This window comes from Terricaulis silvestris (assembly GCF_009792355.1).
In the GTDB taxonomy this organism is placed as follows: Bacteria; Pseudomonadota; Alphaproteobacteria; order Caulobacterales; family Aquidulcibacteraceae; genus Vitreimonas; species Vitreimonas silvestris.
The window spans coordinates 1,699,589-1,715,900 of the sequence record NZ_CP047045.1; the positions used below are offsets into that span (position 1 = coordinate 1,699,589).

8 protein-coding genes and 2 pseudogenes are annotated in these 16,312 nt (G+C 59.2%); 4 read left to right on the plus strand and 6 right to left on the minus strand.

What is annotated here, in order from left to right; all coding sequences use genetic code 11:
• Positions 1-241: 241 nt before the first annotated feature.
• On the plus strand, positions 242-937 hold the full coding sequence (locus tag DSM104635_RS08650; RefSeq protein ID WP_158765814.1) for an SDR family NAD(P)-dependent oxidoreductase: 696 nt from the start codon (positions 242-244) through the stop codon (positions 935-937).
• Between the two features lie 35 nt (positions 938-972).
• Here the strand turns inward: DSM104635_RS08650 and DSM104635_RS08655 are convergent, their stop codons facing one another.
• The 4 genes and pseudogenes from DSM104635_RS08655 to DSM104635_RS08665 form a co-directional block, all read right to left on the minus strand.
• Positions 973-3,795, minus strand: a complete 2,823-nt coding sequence (locus tag DSM104635_RS08655; protein ID WP_158765815.1) for an alpha-L-rhamnosidase — start codon at positions 3,793-3,795, stop codon at positions 973-975.
• Positions 3,796-4,119, minus strand: a pseudogene (locus tag DSM104635_RS20210) (glycoside hydrolase family 78 protein); the annotation flags it as partial.
• A gap of 52 nt (positions 4,120-4,171) precedes the next feature.
• Positions 4,172-5,470 (minus strand): sugar isomerase, encoded by a 1,299-nt coding sequence (locus tag DSM104635_RS08660; protein WP_158765816.1) that lies wholly within the window; start codon positions 5,468-5,470, stop codon positions 4,172-4,174.
• 11 nt (positions 5,471-5,481) lie between these two features.
• The gene (locus DSM104635_RS08665; protein WP_158765817.1) at positions 5,482-7,584 is read right to left on the minus strand and encodes a bifunctional rhamnulose-1-phosphate aldolase/short-chain dehydrogenase; all 2,103 of its coding nucleotides are present in this window, start codon (positions 7,582-7,584) and stop codon (positions 5,482-5,484) included.
• An 82-nt stretch (positions 7,585-7,666) separates the two neighbouring features.
• On the opposite strand from DSM104635_RS08665, the gene DSM104635_RS08670 reads away from it, so the two are divergent.
• The 3 genes and pseudogenes from DSM104635_RS08670 to DSM104635_RS08680 all read left to right on the plus strand — a co-directional run bounded on the left by DSM104635_RS08670 (position 7,667) and on the right by DSM104635_RS08680 (position 11,462).
• Positions 7,667-9,091: an FGGY-family carbohydrate kinase gene (locus tag DSM104635_RS08670; protein ID WP_158765818.1), complete on the plus strand. Its 1,425-nt coding sequence runs from the start codon at positions 7,667-7,669 to the stop codon at positions 9,089-9,091.
• Positions 9,088-10,215, plus strand: a pseudogene (gene lldD / locus DSM104635_RS08675) (FMN-dependent L-lactate dehydrogenase LldD); the annotation flags it as partial. The gene DSM104635_RS08670 and the pseudogene lldD, both read left to right, overlap by 4 nt.
• Positions 10,216-10,355: 140 nt before the next feature.
• A complete protein-coding gene (locus tag DSM104635_RS08680) occupies positions 10,356-11,462 on the plus strand; it encodes a cellulase family glycosylhydrolase (RefSeq protein WP_158765820.1) in 1,107 nt (368 codons plus the stop codon).
• 132 nt (positions 11,463-11,594) lie between these two features.
• Here the strand turns inward: DSM104635_RS08680 and DSM104635_RS08685 are convergent, their stop codons facing one another.
• Positions 11,595-12,899, minus strand: a complete 1,305-nt coding sequence (locus DSM104635_RS08685) for an MFS transporter (protein WP_158765821.1) — start codon at positions 12,897-12,899, stop codon at positions 11,595-11,597.
• A gap of 115 nt (positions 12,900-13,014) precedes the next feature.
• Positions 13,015-16,305: a glycosyl hydrolase gene (locus tag DSM104635_RS08690; RefSeq protein ID WP_158765822.1), complete on the minus strand. Its 3,291-nt coding sequence runs from the start codon at positions 16,303-16,305 to the stop codon at positions 13,015-13,017.
• Positions 16,306-16,312: the final 7 nt, after the last annotated feature.

Here is a 16,312-nt window from a genome sequence, read left to right on the forward strand (position 1 = left end):
GAAGGGCCGCCGCGCCGCCACTTGGAGGAGTGAGACGGCGCGGCGGAGTTTCGGGAGGAGGACGCTCTTAGGGCTCGCAGGCTCGCGTTCCCTCCCGTGTACGAGGGGCGCGAGGCCCGAGCGCAATGCCGTGGAGCCCGCCCCCGCTTGCCCCTGTAAGCTGGAAAGCTCCACGCCACCGCTGCTTGACTGATATCTAAGATGTCATAGGAGTCAAGCGAGCAGCGAGCGATTAGGTGCCATGGAACTGAAGGGCAAGACAGTGCTCGTGACCGGCGCGAGCCGCGGTTTGGGCCGCGCCTGCGCGATCGCGTTCGCCAAGTCGGGTGCGCAAATTGTCGGGACCGGCCGCGACGCGAGTGCGCTGGCTGAGACAGCAGCAGCGCTTGAGGCATTGGGCGCCCAGTTTCAGCTGGCTGAGATCGATGTAACCGACGAAGCGGAGGTCATAGGTTTAGTTCAATCGCTCGACCGCATTGATGTGCTCGTGAACAATGCAGGGATCGCGCGTGTGGCGCCGCTATTGGATTGCTCGACAGACGAGGTGCGCGAGATCTTCAACATCAATGTGCTGGGCGCGTTCATTGTCATGCGCGAAGCGGCTCGGAAAATGGCGGATCAGGGCGCGGGCGACATTATCAACATCGCCTCCGATGGCGCGCTTCGTGGTTTACCGCGCATGTCGGCCTATGCGGCGTCGAAGCACGCTTTATTGGGTCTTTCTCGCTCAGCGCGCCTTGAACTGCGGCCGCTTGGCATTCGCGTCCTCTGCGTTTGCCCCGGTGCTATCAATACTACCATTTTGGGAGAAGGGGTCGAAGGCGCAATCAATTCGGAAAGCCTCGCGCAGCTCATCGTGCGTTTGACCGAGGCGCATCGAGATTTGGTGTGCAGTGAGCTTCTCGTTCAATCCGCTGATCTCGGGATGGCGATGTGACCGATGCTTCTGGCAGAATTGGGCGAGGGCGTTTCCTAATCGCTGACCCTGAAGTGATATGTGCCGGACCCGATGCTGATTTCTATCTCGTGATCGAGGCGACGCTCAATACGCATGTCGGTTCGTCGATCAACGAGGCGGCCGCCTTCTCGCACGATCGCACTTGGTCGCGCGGGTACCGAGACGACAGCTTCGGTGTTTGCCGGAATGGTTACATCGAGATGGAGTGTCAAATCGGAATGTTGCCACCAAGCGGTGGAGATCCTCCCGACGACAGAGTCATAATCCGCGCCGCCGCGCCTCACGCGAGGGTTCAGCACTGGGCGAACGGCGATTTTCTTAAAGCCGGGCTCCAATGCGTGGACGCCCGCAACGCGGCGAAAAAGAAATCCGCACACAGACCCTAGAGCGGGGTGATTGTAGGAGTTCATGGCGAGATTGCCTTGGTCTCCGTTCCAGCGCTCCCAAATGGTCGTGGCGCCTTTTGCGATCATGTATCCCCACGATGGGTAATCGGTGCGGAGTAAAAGGTCATAGGCGAGATCAGAGTAACCCGCGTCGACGAGTACGTCTAAAATGTGCGCCGTTCCGAAAATGCCAGTCGTCATCAGCGTGCCGCGCACGCGTATGTTGTCAGCCAATCGTTCCGCCGCAATCGCCCTCAGCCCCTCTGGTACAAGCCCGTATTGGAGCGCCAGGACATAGCTAGTTTGGCTCCCATTGCCGATTATACCGTCAGGCCCCACAAAGGCGGCGATGAATGCGGAGCGGATATGCGCGTGTAGGCGTTGAAGGTTGTCGGCGTCATCGATGCGTCCAATGGCTGTCGCCATGCGGCCCATGCGCTCCGTAGCGCTTGCCCAATTGGCGGTGGCGACGAGGTCGTAAGGGGTGGTGGGAACGTTGTCCTTTGTCGCATCCACTGCCAGCCAGTCGCCCATGTTGAATTGGGACCTCCAGATGTAGTCTGGGTTGGCTTGTTCGAGATACTGGAGGAAACGCGTCATGGCGCTCCAGTTTTCACGAATGATGTCGTTGTCGCCGTAACGACGCCAATTGGACCAGACGAATGTAATGCTGGCGTCCGCCCAACCAGGCGCGCCCTCGACGAGCGTGTTGAACCTCGGGATCGCGCCGGGCGACAAAGCCGGAAGGTTGCCGTTTGGAGATTGATCTGTTCTGACGTCATCCAGTTGGCGGCGCGTGAACGCAGCGACGTCCATGTTGAACGCGGCAGCGTCATAGAAGACACTCGGGTCGGCCAACCAAGGCAGGCGCTCGTCGCGTTGGGGACAATCGGTGAAGACCCCCATGAGATTTGAACGCTGCGTCCACACCGCATTGCGCCAAATCTGTTGGATGAGTGCGTTGTCGGTGAAGAGGCGTCCCGTCACCGCGAGATCGCTGTGAACGACAATGCCTTCGACCGAATTCAGCGTCGGCAGCGTGGGCAGGCCGACTATCTGCACATACCGAAAACCATGATAGGTGAACTTGGGCTCGAAGGTTTCTCCGTTTGTATGCCCCGCCAATATGAAGACATCCAGCGCCTCAGCGCCACGGAGATTGGATTGATCGACCTCGCCAGTTGCCGTGAGAAGTTCCGCAAAGCGAAGCTCAACACGTGCGCCGACCGGGCCTTTGGTGCGCAGGCGGCACCAACCTGCAAAATTCTGTCCGAAGTCGAATACGTAGACGCCCGGCGCCGGATTGGTCAGCTGCGTGGCCTTTAGTGTTTGCGTGGCGCGGATGGGTGGGCTGCATTGCGCCGCCAGCTCGCATGTCGGGCGATCGGCGGCCTCGGCGTAGGCCCAACGAGTATCGTCGAAATCAATTGTGTCCCATCCGGCTTGTTCGTAACGGCCGTCATAGACTTCCCCGTTATAGATTTCGGACCGGCGAATGGCGGAGTCGGAGGTACGCCAGTCGCAATCGGTATTGATCGTTTCTCGCAAGCCATCGTCATAGGTAAGCTCAAGCTGCGCCAAGATCCGGGATGGCGGCGCGCCCCACGGGTAACGTCCTCCAGGTGTGATCGGGCCAGCATACCAACCATCTCCAACGATGACGCCAAGGACATTAGAGCCGTCGTTGATCAACGGCGTGACGTCATAGGTGCGATATAACAAGCGCTTTCGGAAATCCGAGACCTCAGGCGTTAGCACTGCGTCGCCGACGCGTTGGCCGTTAAGGCGAGCCTCAAGGAACCCGAGCGCTGTAGCGTAGAGGCGTGCGGATCGGATTGGCTTTTCGACGCGGAATTCCTTGCGCAGTAGAGCGGCCGGTTTAGCAGGCCAAGGCTCTCCCGCATTTTCCGACGAGGGGCGCGCAGGCATCCATGAAGCGTCGTCATAATCGAACCCGAACCAGCCGGGTTCCGCTTCGAGGTTTGTCGTCCAACCTGATGCGCCCGTCAGCCGAACCACGCTCCCGTCTATCGCATGGATCCGGACAAAGGGCGCCATGGCGGCGGCGCTGGATGATATCGATCCACTCATGCGATCATCAGTCGGCGCCATTTCGATCGCGAGAACGTGCTCGCCTGGCGACATTGGTCCGAGCGCCAATTCTTGCATCGCCGGTCGCGTCGCTGCATATTGTTTTGGCGCAGTAAGGTCGACCGACGTCCCGTCAACCCGAACGCTGCGGAGCTGTTCGGTTATGCCCGTCCCAACATAGAACACGCCGTCCGATGAGGGCGTTCTGAGCGAGAATTTCAAACGGAAATAGCGAGGACGTTGATCGCGGGAGGTGTCTCCCCAAATCCAATGCAAGCCTGCGCGCCGATCAGCTCGGGCTACTTCGTCTTCGGCCGCAAGCCATGTGGCCGTCCAATCGGCAGGTTCGATTAAACCCATTTCCCACCAGCTTGCGGCGCTTGTTCTTGGCGGATCCTCCGCGCTTTCCCAAACCTGGACACGCCACCAGCATCGATCGCGTGAAGAGAGCGGGCGGCCCTCATATCTCACATCAAAGGAGCTGCTCGAATGGATGCGCCCGCTATCCCAAAAATCGCCATTATCCGCCATCAACGCCGCTTCGCTGCTGGCTACGACGATGCGATATGCGTATTGATGAACATTGCGCCTATCCGACAGTAACTGCCAGGATAGGCGGGGGCGCGTGTTCGCTAAGCCCAGGGGGCAGTCTTGCAGGTCTACCTGGAGGCCGAGGACTTTCATGTCTGCCGATCGTTGGTCTAGCGGCGACCGCGTCACCCAATTTCTCCCGCTCTCATACGATACCTGGTGCGGCGGACGCACGTCGCCGTTCTTGCGCCTTGCGATCGCGCCAACCGCTTTTGCGGTAGAGCGCGATTGGATCAGCGGCGCCGCCGGCTTCCACGCGGGCGAGCGCGAGCAGTGGCCTGACATCATGGTTGTAGGCGCGCCGCAGGGTTTGGAAGGCGGCCATGACGTCGTTTGCGTCTTGCGCGGCGGCCAGCTCATCACGATTGACGACGAGCGCATGTGTGAAGGCGGCGGCGATAGCTTCCGCGCTCGAGAGCAGGCTTTCTATCGGATCAGTTATATTGTGCGATTGATCGATCATGTAGGCCGGATGAAAACGCGCGCTATTGCGTGCTTCGGCTTCCACGAGTTCATTGAAGATTAGAAAGAGCTGGTGGGGATTGATCGAGCCGGAATCCAGGTCGTCATCGCCATACTTCGAATCATTGAAATGGAAACCGCCGAGTTTTCCCGCGGCATCCAGCCGGGCGACGATTTGCTCGATGTTGACGTTGGGAGCGTGGTGTCCGAGATCAATGAGGCATTGCGCTTTGGGCCCGAGTTCTTGAGCAGCGAGGAGGCTTGAGCCCCAATCAGAGATGACGGTGGAATAGAACGCCGGTTCGTAAAGTTTGTGCTCCAGCAGCATGAACCAATCGTTTGGCAGCGCACTGTAGATCTGGGCGGCGCTGTCGAGATAGCGGTCGAAGGATTTCGAGAGGCTTTGCTGGCCTGGGAAATTGGCGCCATCGCCGATCCAGACGGTGAGCGCCTTAGAGCCGAGTTTCCGGCCAATCTCTATGCATGCGAGATTGTGTTCGATGGCTTGGTCACGCGTTGGCGCTTGCGTGTGTGTAAGCGAACCGTAACGATAGGAACGCTTCTGATCGGATTGATCCTGAAAAGTATTTGAATTTACCGCGTCGAAGCCTAGGCCGAGCGCGGCGGCTTTGTCTTTTAGCGCGGCCGGGTCTTCGGTCCAGTCCCACGGAAAATGCGGTGAGACGCGCGGGGTGTTGCGGCCAAGTTGTTGAACTACGGCGCAATCTTCGAGCTTCTCGTCGATGTTGGTCGGTTCGCCGGGCATCGGAAATTTCGCAAAGCGCGTGCCGCCGACGCCCGCGCCCCACGTCGGCGTTGCAAGTTCCAGTCGTTTGACGCGTTGTTTGATCTTGTCGGCATCAACGCCGCTGCGGCTCAGGCGGCGCTTCAGATGATCGTAATCGTCTTCCAGCACTTCCCTATGCGCTGTGTTGTGGCTTTCGATCAGTTCCATGGCGATGGGCAGATCGGGCGCGATCATGTACGCCTCCCTTACCGAACGAACGCTTGCGCGTTGCCGGCGTCAACATTGATCACGTTGCCGGTGGATTTTGCTGAGGCGTCTCCCGCGAAGAACAATACAGCCTCCGCAATGTCTTCGGGTAATACGTTGAGTTTCAGCATTGAACGTTTGCGGTAATGCTCTTCCAATTCCTCGCCGGAATCGACGCCGTAGGCGGCCGCACGTTGCTGGCGCCACTCGCCATCCCAAATGCGTGAGCCGCGGATCACCGCGTCGGGATTGACGACGTTGACCCGAATACCGGCTTCGGCGCCCTCCAGCGCCAAGCAGCGAGCCAAATGCACCGCAGCGGCTTTAGCCGAAGCATAAGCGGATGCATTAGGCGTCGCCGCCAATGCATTCTTTGAACCGATGAAAATGATCGATCCCCGATTTCGGCGCATCAAGGGGAAGGCGGCGCGCGCGGACAGAAAATAGCCCTGGGCGAGGACGTCGTAATTCTGTTTCCAGAGCGCCACACTTGTCTCTTCGATCGGTGCGGAGGAGGCGAGGCCCGCGTTCGCGACCATAATGTCGAGGCCGCCGAAAGCGCGCACCGCCACGTCGAAGGCCGCCTGTACCTGAAGTTCATCAGTGACGTCGCAAACGGCGGAAGCGACGACATCTTTGCCGAATTGTTGTACGAGAGCGGCGTGCATCGCCTCTAGCGCTGTTGCGTCGCGGTCGACGAGCGTGACGCATGCGCCTTCGTCTAAAAGCCGTGTTGCGGTCGCAGCGCCGATGCCACCGGCTGCGCCCGTGACGAGCGCCGCTTTGCCGGCCAGCGGCTTAGGTTTTGGCATACGCTGCAGCTTGGCTTCTTCTAGCGTCCAATATTCGATGGCGTAGGCTTCGCTTTCAGGCAGGCCCACATACACACCGGTGGCCTCGGCGCCGCGCATCACATTGATAGCGTTGGCGTAGAATTCACCCGCTAAGCGCGCGGTGGTTTTGTCGCCGGCGAACGTGAAGCGCCCAACGCCCGGTAACAAAATCACCACCGGATTTGGATCGCGCATGGCCGGATCGCCTGGCTTGGCGTTGCGGTCATAATAAGCGCGATAGTTGCAGCGATAGGCTTCCAAGGCTTCATTCAAATAGCCCTCTGAATCGGCCTTCGCCGGATCAAGCGCGAGCGGGGCAATCTTCGTGCGCAGAAAATGATCAGGGCAGGATGTGCCGACTGCAGCGAGGCGCTGGAATTCCTTTGAGCCCACGAATTCCAAGGTTTCCGCATCGTCGCTGAAATGACCAATGCGACCACGTGCGCCAGCCATCAGGCCGCGTAGTCGCGGCATCAACTTTATGGCGGCGGCCTCGCGCTCCGCCGGTCCCAGCGCGGTCACAACTTCGCCGCCGAACGCGGGTGCCTTGGCGAGCTTGGCGTTCAAATACGTCGCGGCGCGCGCAATGAGGTCGATCGTATTTTCGTAGCACGTCTTGGCGCTGTCGCCCCAGCAGATGATGCCGTGCCCGGCGAGCATGACGCCGCGCAGGTGCGGGTGGTATCGCACATAGTCACGCAGATCGACACCCAGCTGGAACCCTGGCCTACGCCAAGCAAGCCAGCCAACTTGGCCCTCATATATCTCCTCAGTGGATTGTTCGCCGCCGGATGACGCCGCCAGCGCAATCACAGCATCGGGATGGACATGATCCACATGTTCAAAAGGCAATAGCGCGTGCAAAGGCGTATCGATCGATGCGGCACGCGTATTCAAATTGAAGGTGCAGTGCGGCAGCAGGGCCACCATCTCGTCCTCCAAATGGAAGCCACGATAGAGCCCTTCGAGCTGCACGAGTTTGTCGAGGTAGAGCGTCGCGAAGCCGTCTCGCTTCATCGATCCGATGTCGCCGCCCGAACCCTTCACCCAAAGGACACGGGCGTTCGCGCCTGTCAGGGGATCGGTATTGGTAAGTTTCGCCGACGTGTTGCCGCCGCCGAAATTTGTGACCGTGAGATCCGAGCCAAGCAGGTTGGAGCGGTAAAGCAGCAAGTCTGCCGCGGAAAGTGAAGCGGCCTTCTCGTCGGACCAGCGACTAGTGGGGACGGCGAAGGCAATACCTCCGCGGCATCGAGCGGTATCGGACATATGTTTCGTCTACCAAGCGGACAGCCATGATGACAAGCATCTAAGATATCAGTAAGGAAGGGGGTGTTGTAAAGGATGCTGTATGGCCGGGGACTGCGTGCTCGTCCTCGACGTGGGTAAGAGCAACACGAAGCTCACCCTTTGGACCGCAGCGGGACGCCGTCTGGCAGGTCGCGTTCGGCCAAATTCGAGCGTGCGGGCGCCGACCCATGCCGCCCTTGATGTTGAGGGTATCGAGAGCTGGCTCGAGGGCTCGCTCGCCGAGCTTTCCGAAATCGCCGATGTCGGGTTCATCGTTCCTGTTGCGCATGGCGCGGCGGCCGCTCTGCTCGACGGTGATCAATTGGCGTTGCCGCCGGCGTGCTATGAGGAGTTTCCCCCGCCGCCGCTTTACGCCGAATATGATGCGCTGCGCGATCCCTTCGTCGACACCGGATCCCCACGATTCCCTGAAGGGCTGAACCTCGGCGCTCAGCTCTATCGGTTGGAAACCCTCGCGCCGCAGATTTGGCCGAGCGCGGGCGTACTTGTCACCTATCCGCAGTATTGGGCTTGGCGCCTATCAGGTATTGCTTCGACGGAGGTCACCAGTCTCGGCTGTCACTCGGATTTGTGGCGCCCCTTTGAGCGTCGCTTTTCCAATCTCGCGGTGAAGCGCGGATGGGCGGAGCGATTTGCGCCCCTCCGTGACGCGCGCGAAATATTAGGTCCAATCACGCGTGAGTGGGCGCATCGCACGGGTTTGCCTTCCGATTGCCAAGTGCTGTGTGGGGTTCACGATAGCAATGCCGCTTTCCACGGAGCGCGCGCGCATAGCGAACTCGCCGGCCGGGATGTCACGGTGATTTCGACGGGCACTTGGTTTGTCGCGATGCGCGCCCCGGCCCCGGAATCACCATTTGACCCTGGGCGGCTCTGCCCCGAGCGCGACACGCTGCTCAATGTGGATATCGACGGCAATCCAGCGCCTTCCGCCCGCTTCATGGGCGGCCGCGAGGTCGAGTTCTTAGTTGGTGGAGACGACAGTCCGCTCCGCGCCCCGGACTTTGTCCGCGATGTGGCGCCTAAAGCCATCTGCGACGTGCTGGTTAGCGGCAGCATGATAGCGCCCACTTTTGCACGCGGCGTGGGACCCTTCCCTAAACGGGAGGGACGCTGGGAAGGCCCAGAACTCAAGGGCGCAGCGCGTCGCGCTGCCGTCGGGCTCTATCTCGCACTCGTCGCGGACGCCTCGCTTTCGCTCATTGGTGCGTGCGATGCGATCGTGGTGGAGGGGCGCTTTGCAGAAGATGCAAGTTTTATCGGCATGCTCGCATCGCTTCGTTCCGATGCCGACGTGTACATCACGACTTCCAACGATGCGCTGGCGTTTGGAGCGCAACGCCTCGTCAATGACGCTCTAACGCCGCCTGAAGCGCTCAAAAAAGCGTCGCCTCTGCCCTATGAGGTGGGCGCTTATGCGTCGAGATGGAAGCATGCGCTCGTGGGGGGCAGAGAACGGGCATGATAGCGGCATCGATCTCGGATTATCGCGAACTCGCCCGTAGAAGGCTGCCACGCTTCCTTTTCGACTATATCGACGGTGGCTCATGCGGCGAGGAGACGCTTCGGCGCAATCGTCAAGACCTCATGGAGGTCACGCTCCGCCAGCGCGTGCTGCGGGACGTCTCCCAAATCGACTTGAGCACGACATTGCTTGGCCAACATTTGTCCTTGCCGGTTGCCTTGGGGCCGATCGGGCTTGCGGGGATAAACGCAAGACGTGGCGAAGTGCAGGCTGCGCGCGCCGCGGAGGCCGCTGGCGTACCATTTACACTCTCAACCGTCGGCGTCTGTTCATTGCAAGAGGTCAGCGCCGGGATCGCTAAGCCCTTCTGGTTTCAGCTCTACATGATCCGCGATCGCGGTTTCATGAGCGAATTGCTGGCGCAAGCGGAAACGGCGCAATGCAGTGCGCTGGTGTTCACCGTCGACATGCCCGTGCCGGGCGCGCGTTATCGCGATGTGCGTTCAGGCCTTGCTGGTGCGCCGGGCCTTCGAGGTCAGTTGCGCCGGTTCGCCCAGGCCATGACGCGTCCATCGTGGGCATGGGACGTGGGGGTGTGCGGAGGCCCCCACAACCTTGGCAATGTCGCACCAGTTCTCGAAGGCCGGAGCGGCGTGGAAGACTTCTTTACGTGGATGCGCGACAATTTCGATCCTTCCGTCAACTGGTCGGACCTCGAATGGGTGCGGGCACGATGGCGCGGACCGCTGATACTGAAGGGTATCCTCGATCCAGAAGATGCGGCGGCGGCCGCGCACATGGGCGCTGACGCTATCGTTGTCTCCAATCATGGCGGCCGCCAACTGGACGGCGTGAGTTCAAGCGCACGCGCACTTCCACGCATTGCTGATAAAGTTGGAGACAGCCTCACAATCCTGGCCGATGGCGGCGTCCGTTCTGGCCTTGATGTCGTGCGTATGCTCGCTCTCGGCGCTAGGTGCGTCTTGCTCGGTCGCGCTTGGGCACATGCGTTAGGCGCGCGCGGCGAGCGAGGCGTCGCTCATGTGTTGGACATCATCGGCAAGGAAATGCGTGTGGCAATGTCCCTATCCGGGGTGACCCGTGTCGACCAAATCACGTGCGAGATCGTCGACGACGTCGCGCGGTGTGACATGCGGCGCGAGATCACGAAGCGCCTGAGAGACGTGCGTAGAGGGGAACCTTGGGCAGGGCGCGCGTCGCGGCCCGAGAGTTCGAACGATACTGATGCTTGAAAGGGTGTAATATGCATTCGAACGGCAAAGAGGCGTCCGCAATGGCGGCAAGCGGATCCGGCTCACCGCCGTCAGGAATTGTTGGGCCGTCCACACAAGCTTCGGCGGATATATGTATCCAGAATACCGACTGGGGCCGGATTCGCGGTTTCAATTACCACCCAAGTTACGCAACAAATCTGATCGAAATTTGGGATCGATTTGATCCGGCAATTATCGCCATCGAGTTGGCGCGAGGGAAGCAGTATTTTCCCAGCATCAATGCGTTGCGATGGTGGTTGTCATGGGACGCGTTTTTGCGCGACCCGTCGGCTTTCCTCGAGAAGGTCCGAGACATCATTGCATTGTCCGAAGCGATCGGATGCCGCGTGATGCCCGTGCTTTTCAATCGGACGCATTTGCCGCCGCTGGATTTTGGAAGCATTTATATCGACCATTTCCTTCCAGGCAGCTTCCTCAACCAAGAAGGCATGTTCAACGACTACATCGACAGTCTGGTCGGAGAGTTCGCGGGCGATCCACGCATTTTGGCGTGGGACTTATGCAATGAGCCGTTTTGGTATGCAGATCGGCCGATGCAAAAGCGCGATGGAACGATGTTTCCTGGTGTCCACCACAGCATCGCGGACGCCGAAGCGAGCTGGCTCTCATCCATTTTTGAGAGATGCAAACGCCAACAACCGAGCGCGCCTTTGACAGTCGGGGCATGGGCGAATGCATCATTGCACCGTGTGAACGATTATTCGGATGTGCTCTCCATGCATTGCTATTACAATCCCGGTGAGGAGAGCGCAGCCCAAACGAGCGTGGATCAATCCGCCTTTGAGCAGAGCTTGGATGATAGCCTTGCATTTGCGAAAAAGGTTGGAAAACCGCTGTTCGTAACAGAGTGCTGCTGGGGCAATCTGAATGACGCGATGCGTGTCCGCCGCGCCGGCGTTGAGCTCGCCCAGTTAAGCAGGCGAGGGCTCGGGTTCATGGCTTACGTAATGCATCATTCGCGGATGCCAGATTCCCATGGTCGGGACGGAGGCCCCGTGGGTATGCCGCAGGATCTGAGCTTTATTGATGCAAATGGACGCCTGCGCCCAGGGCACGAGTTTTTTAATGCCTTCTAGCTTCTTGTGGAAGCTCTCGAACCTTCCCCTCCGCTGAGCTGAGCGATAGAGCTTGTAGGACGGTCTTTCTATCTTTCTTGCATTCTCACTGGACCGAAGTTTGCGCGGGCGCGCGTTGCCAGTTGTCAGTGACTAAGGCGTCGCTTCGCGTGCAGCGTTAAGGATGGAATGCTGGCGGTGTTCAGCTGCCCTCTGGTCTAAATCGGCTGAAGCCGTCGTGCTCGCGTTCCAAGCGAGAACTGCTGCCGCAAAGCTGCCTGGTGCGAGGAGCATTAGAGCAAGCTGGAGAGATCCTTCTCCCGCCACGCCATGCAAGGCATCGCTCAGCGCCCCAGTAGCGAGAGGTCCCAATCCGCCCCCGACGATACTCAGCAACACATACAAAGCGGCGATCGCTCTGGCGCGCTGCCGCGGCGCGACTAAGCCATGCATGATCGACATAGTCGGCGCAGATTGAAGAGAGAAGACGAACGAATTTAGCACCATGGCAGCGAGAATAATGTCAGTGCGGGGTATAAACAGAATCGACGTGGTCAACACGCTGCCGAAAGCTATGCAAACAGCCGCCGCCCTTAGTTGGAGCGTTTCTCGATTGGTCGCATAGCGCGAAGCCAACTCGCCACCTAAATATGTGCCGAGGAGAAATCCCAAACTGGCCATACCGAACCAGGTACCGGTTTCTCCGACGCTCCATTCGTAACGTCTAATGAAATAGGTCGGCATCCAACCGCCGATTGCGGATCCAAAGAAGGATGCGGTTGTCGCTGTGAGCGCGAGGTATCTGTACGTCTTGACGCGCCACAATGTCGTCAACACGCTAAGCCAGCTGGCCGTGGCGATTTCGGTCTCCTGCTGTTCCTCCAACGACGCGGTCGAGGGGCCTTGCTCACGGATTCTACGAGGTTCGCGCAACGACAACCAAGCGAGAGCCGCAAGCGCAATTCCTGGAGCAGCTAAGATAACAAACATCAGTCGCCATCCAAAAAATTGGGCTAGCCATCCGCATAGGATACTGCCCGCGACAAGGCAGACGGCGTTGCCGGACATATATACTCCGACCGCTCTTGCCCGCTCAGTGCGATCGTAGTGATCAGCAATGAGAGAATGTGCGGGAGGATTAAGACCCGCATCGCCAATTGCTGCAGCGCCTCGCAGCATCAGCAACGGCAAGAAGCTTGTGACGAATGCGCTTGAGGCGACTCCGATGCTCCAGATGATAGTTGTCAACGATACAATCCGGGGTCGATCGCCACGGTCCGCCCAGCGGCCAACGAATACGCCGGCGATGGAATAAACCAGGGCAAACACAAGGCCGCTCAGCAAACCAATCTGGGTGTCGCTAATGTTGAGGTCGACCTTGATCTCTTGCAGCACCAGAACGAGTGCAGTGCGGTCCATTGAGTTGACGGCCGTGAGGACCGTCAGGAGCGCCAGCATGTACGATCGGTATTTCATCGAGCCTCGCGATTTTCTTCAGCCGTGAGGCGCTTTCCGAGTGCGCGTTATGTGAACTGATATCTGAGATGTCTTAGAGGGTCAACGCGCGCCCTTTTCATTCGCGGACCCGCGCACCGGGTTCAAGACACACTTCAACTATGCGTACTGGACCTAAAAGCCCCGAGGCGGACAACGGCGCGTCGGCCTGGCATGGGTTGAAGGTTGTGAACGCCACAACACTCGCGCCAGGTTGCTTGTCTCCAATGAGCCGGTTGCGCCACAGGTTGGCGACGCGGATTTGAACGTGATTGATCCCTTGCTGAAGGGCGTCTGTGATGTCCGCTCGGAACGGCGGCTTCCACACCGTCGCAACCGGGTGTCCATTGATCACTATTTCCGCCACGTTTTTCACAACGCCAAGATCGAGTTCGAGACGTCGAGCGTCGGACGGAAGGGTTAGGTCGACGCGGCAAGAATAAACAACTTGCCCTGAAAAATAGCGGACGCCGGGGTCGTCGATTTCAGTTAGGCATTGCAATTGGTCGAACTTTAGGCGCTCGGTCGCTCCGCGGCCGGATTCAAATTCGAGATCCCATGGGCCGTCGAGGTTTGCGATTTCAGCACACGCGGGAGCGCGCGTTTGAAACTCCGTTTCCGTGGTCGCGTGGCGAAAGAGGACGAAAAAGGCGTCGTACGGTTCCATTTCGAGCGGGACGATGGTGCGCCCCTCGTGCCTTCGGTAGTTTGCGGGCGTCGCTTTGCCGGTGTCCGCTCGCCAAATCTCCGCCGCTCTGCCTGCCACGCGAAATGACGCTTCAACACTCAGGGCATGGGCGCATGAAGAGCGGACAAAATAGATGTCCTCATTGGGCAGAGCGCGGTGAACGAATTGAACATGCTCGGTGCTGTCTTGCGGCGTGAAGACAACATCGGGACTAGCTTGTTGTGATAGGGCGGTCTCGAAGTCAGCCAGTGTCTCCACGTTGGGCCGAGACCATGTTGTCGCAGCAAGATCGGCGAAGCGTTCTTGGTCATCTCCTAGGCTCGCGCATTTGGGTAAGACGCCGGCAATCAGGACGCCCGCATCGGCGAGTTCAGCAAGCTTGCGCAGTAGCGCCAAAGACATCCGGCTGGCCGAGGCATCAATAAGAATGGCTGCGTAGTGCATGCCGCTAGGCGTGACAGCTCGAGCGTTGGCGGCCGAGATTTCACTGATCAGCGCGCTGGCATTGACGAAGTCGTAGGCGAAGCCTTTTGGAAGTATCGGGCCCGCTCGGGCAAAGCGGTTGGTAAGATTGGTGTCTTCGCCGTAAAGCACGGCTATGTCGGCCACGAATACCCCTTGGCGTAATAGGTGAGATGATCGGGCAAGATAGTCGATCCAAGCACCAGCCAATTCGGCCCAGGTTTCTTTTCGTGTGAACCATTGACCGAAAGGGCCGAGCGTCAGTCCCGGACCGATTTCGGCCTGGGGCTGATGGACCGATGTGTGAATGACGAACTGATTGACGCCGTGGGCCATCATGCGGTCGGCGAGGGGTTTCAGTGTCTCGGGCGCAAAGGAATAGGCGGCGTTGGGATCTGAGATTGCCTGCGCTGTAAAGGATTCGGCGGCGACCAAATTTTGTCCGTAGATGTGGGCCACGGATGCGGATTCGCGAATATCAATGTCGTGCATGGCCTCGGGATAAAGCCCCGGCTGTTGCCATGCGGCGCTCATGGGGATGTCCGCGGTTTTCTTGACGTCCATGCCGTCGCCAACGAAGGCTCGCCAAGCTTCGTGGGATTCGCTGTAGCGCCTCATCCCGTGCGCGCGCAGGACACGCTGGATCTCTCCATAGTGTTCTTCAGCGATGAGCTCGCTCAGCGTTTTACGAAAATCCCAAAGGAAGGCTTCAGACGCCTCAGAATTTTCGACTACTCGTCCAGTGAGCGTGGGGAGCCAAGGCCGCATATCGTAACCACGCGCTTGTTCAAATTTTGCAAGAAGGTCCTCAGTCCAATTAGCGCTACCTGCCTCATAGGAATCGTTGACCATATGGGTCAGGCCGCGTGAGCCGATGAAATCAGCGCCGATCGTCTCGCGCAAGATGCCGAGATAGTTTTCAATGTATGAGCGCACGTGATCGCGATTCAATTTGTCCACCTCCAGCCCCGTGCCTGACGGGGATGCGGGATGGTTCAAACTTCCAGTCAGTGAATAGCCTATACGCAGCAGCGTCCACCTTCCCGGCGGAGGCGACCAGTCGATCCGTCCATCCCGCCGCTGGGAGCCAGTGAGGTCGATGATCTCTTGTTTTGGGATCAGGCTATCGCAGGTCACGACAACGGGCGGGCGGTCGACATCAAAATACGGCGCGTAGCCAGCTTTGCCTTCGAACTGATCGAGGCGCGAAGCGCCTAACAGAACAAACCGCCGAATGCGACGGCGTTTGGGCGAGGCCGTGGCGGCCTTCATCGATTTCGCACTGGGCGCAAGAACAATTCGGAAAAACCGCGCGGCCACAGGTTCGAAGCTGACGGTTGTCTGGGGGCAAAAGCCGATTGGAATGTTCGTCACGTGACGGAAGTGCTCGCCATCGTCGCCGCATTGGAGCGTCGCTTGAGGAGGGTCGGAGAACCCTTCAAATTTTTCCCGCGTCAGTCCGATCGAGGCCGATTGGATCGTTTGACGTGTAGACAATTCGATCTCGATCCACGCTTCGGGTTCGCCTGGCCGGGCGCAGAACTCAAATGTTTGAGTGAGATCCTCGCTTGAGAGCGCTGCGGGATCGATGGTTGCGCCATCGCTTGTGCGCGCGCCGCGCACGTCTATCGGACGCTCGGCTCGCGGGGTGGGGAAAGCCAGGACTGCCACGTCGCGATAAAACGCCTCGACTGGTCGAACCGTTTGGGAGAGTGACGATGTTGCGGGCGCATTGCCGAAGGGCCCAGCGACGTCAGCCGGGTGAGGCAGGGCAAATGTAGAACCGCCTTGGCCTTCGACTTCCGTTTCACTCCAAACCAGCTTTTTCATCGCCTGCTCGGCTTGCACCCAGGGCCCGCCAGTCGTGCTCCATCCCGGCGAGGAGGCGCAGGTGAACTCAAGCCCTAGGCGATCGGCCATCCGAACGGTGTCGCGGAGCGTGCGGCGCCATTCCTCCGAAAGGAAGGGCAGGTGCCGGTCGACGATCAAAGGCGTTTGCAAGGAAGCGTCGAAGTTGTGAACGCCGCCGATGCCCACACGTTTCATCCATTCGAAATCGTGTTGGACGCCTTCGATCGATACATTGCCGTTCATCCAGTGCCACCAGACGCGCGGACGCGCTTCGCTGGGCGGATGACGAAACTGTCGCAGCAACAGGTCTTCCGTGTCGCTGCTCGGTGAGGCGATCTTGTGCACGGTCAACGATTTGCTCTTCGCCATTCAGCCC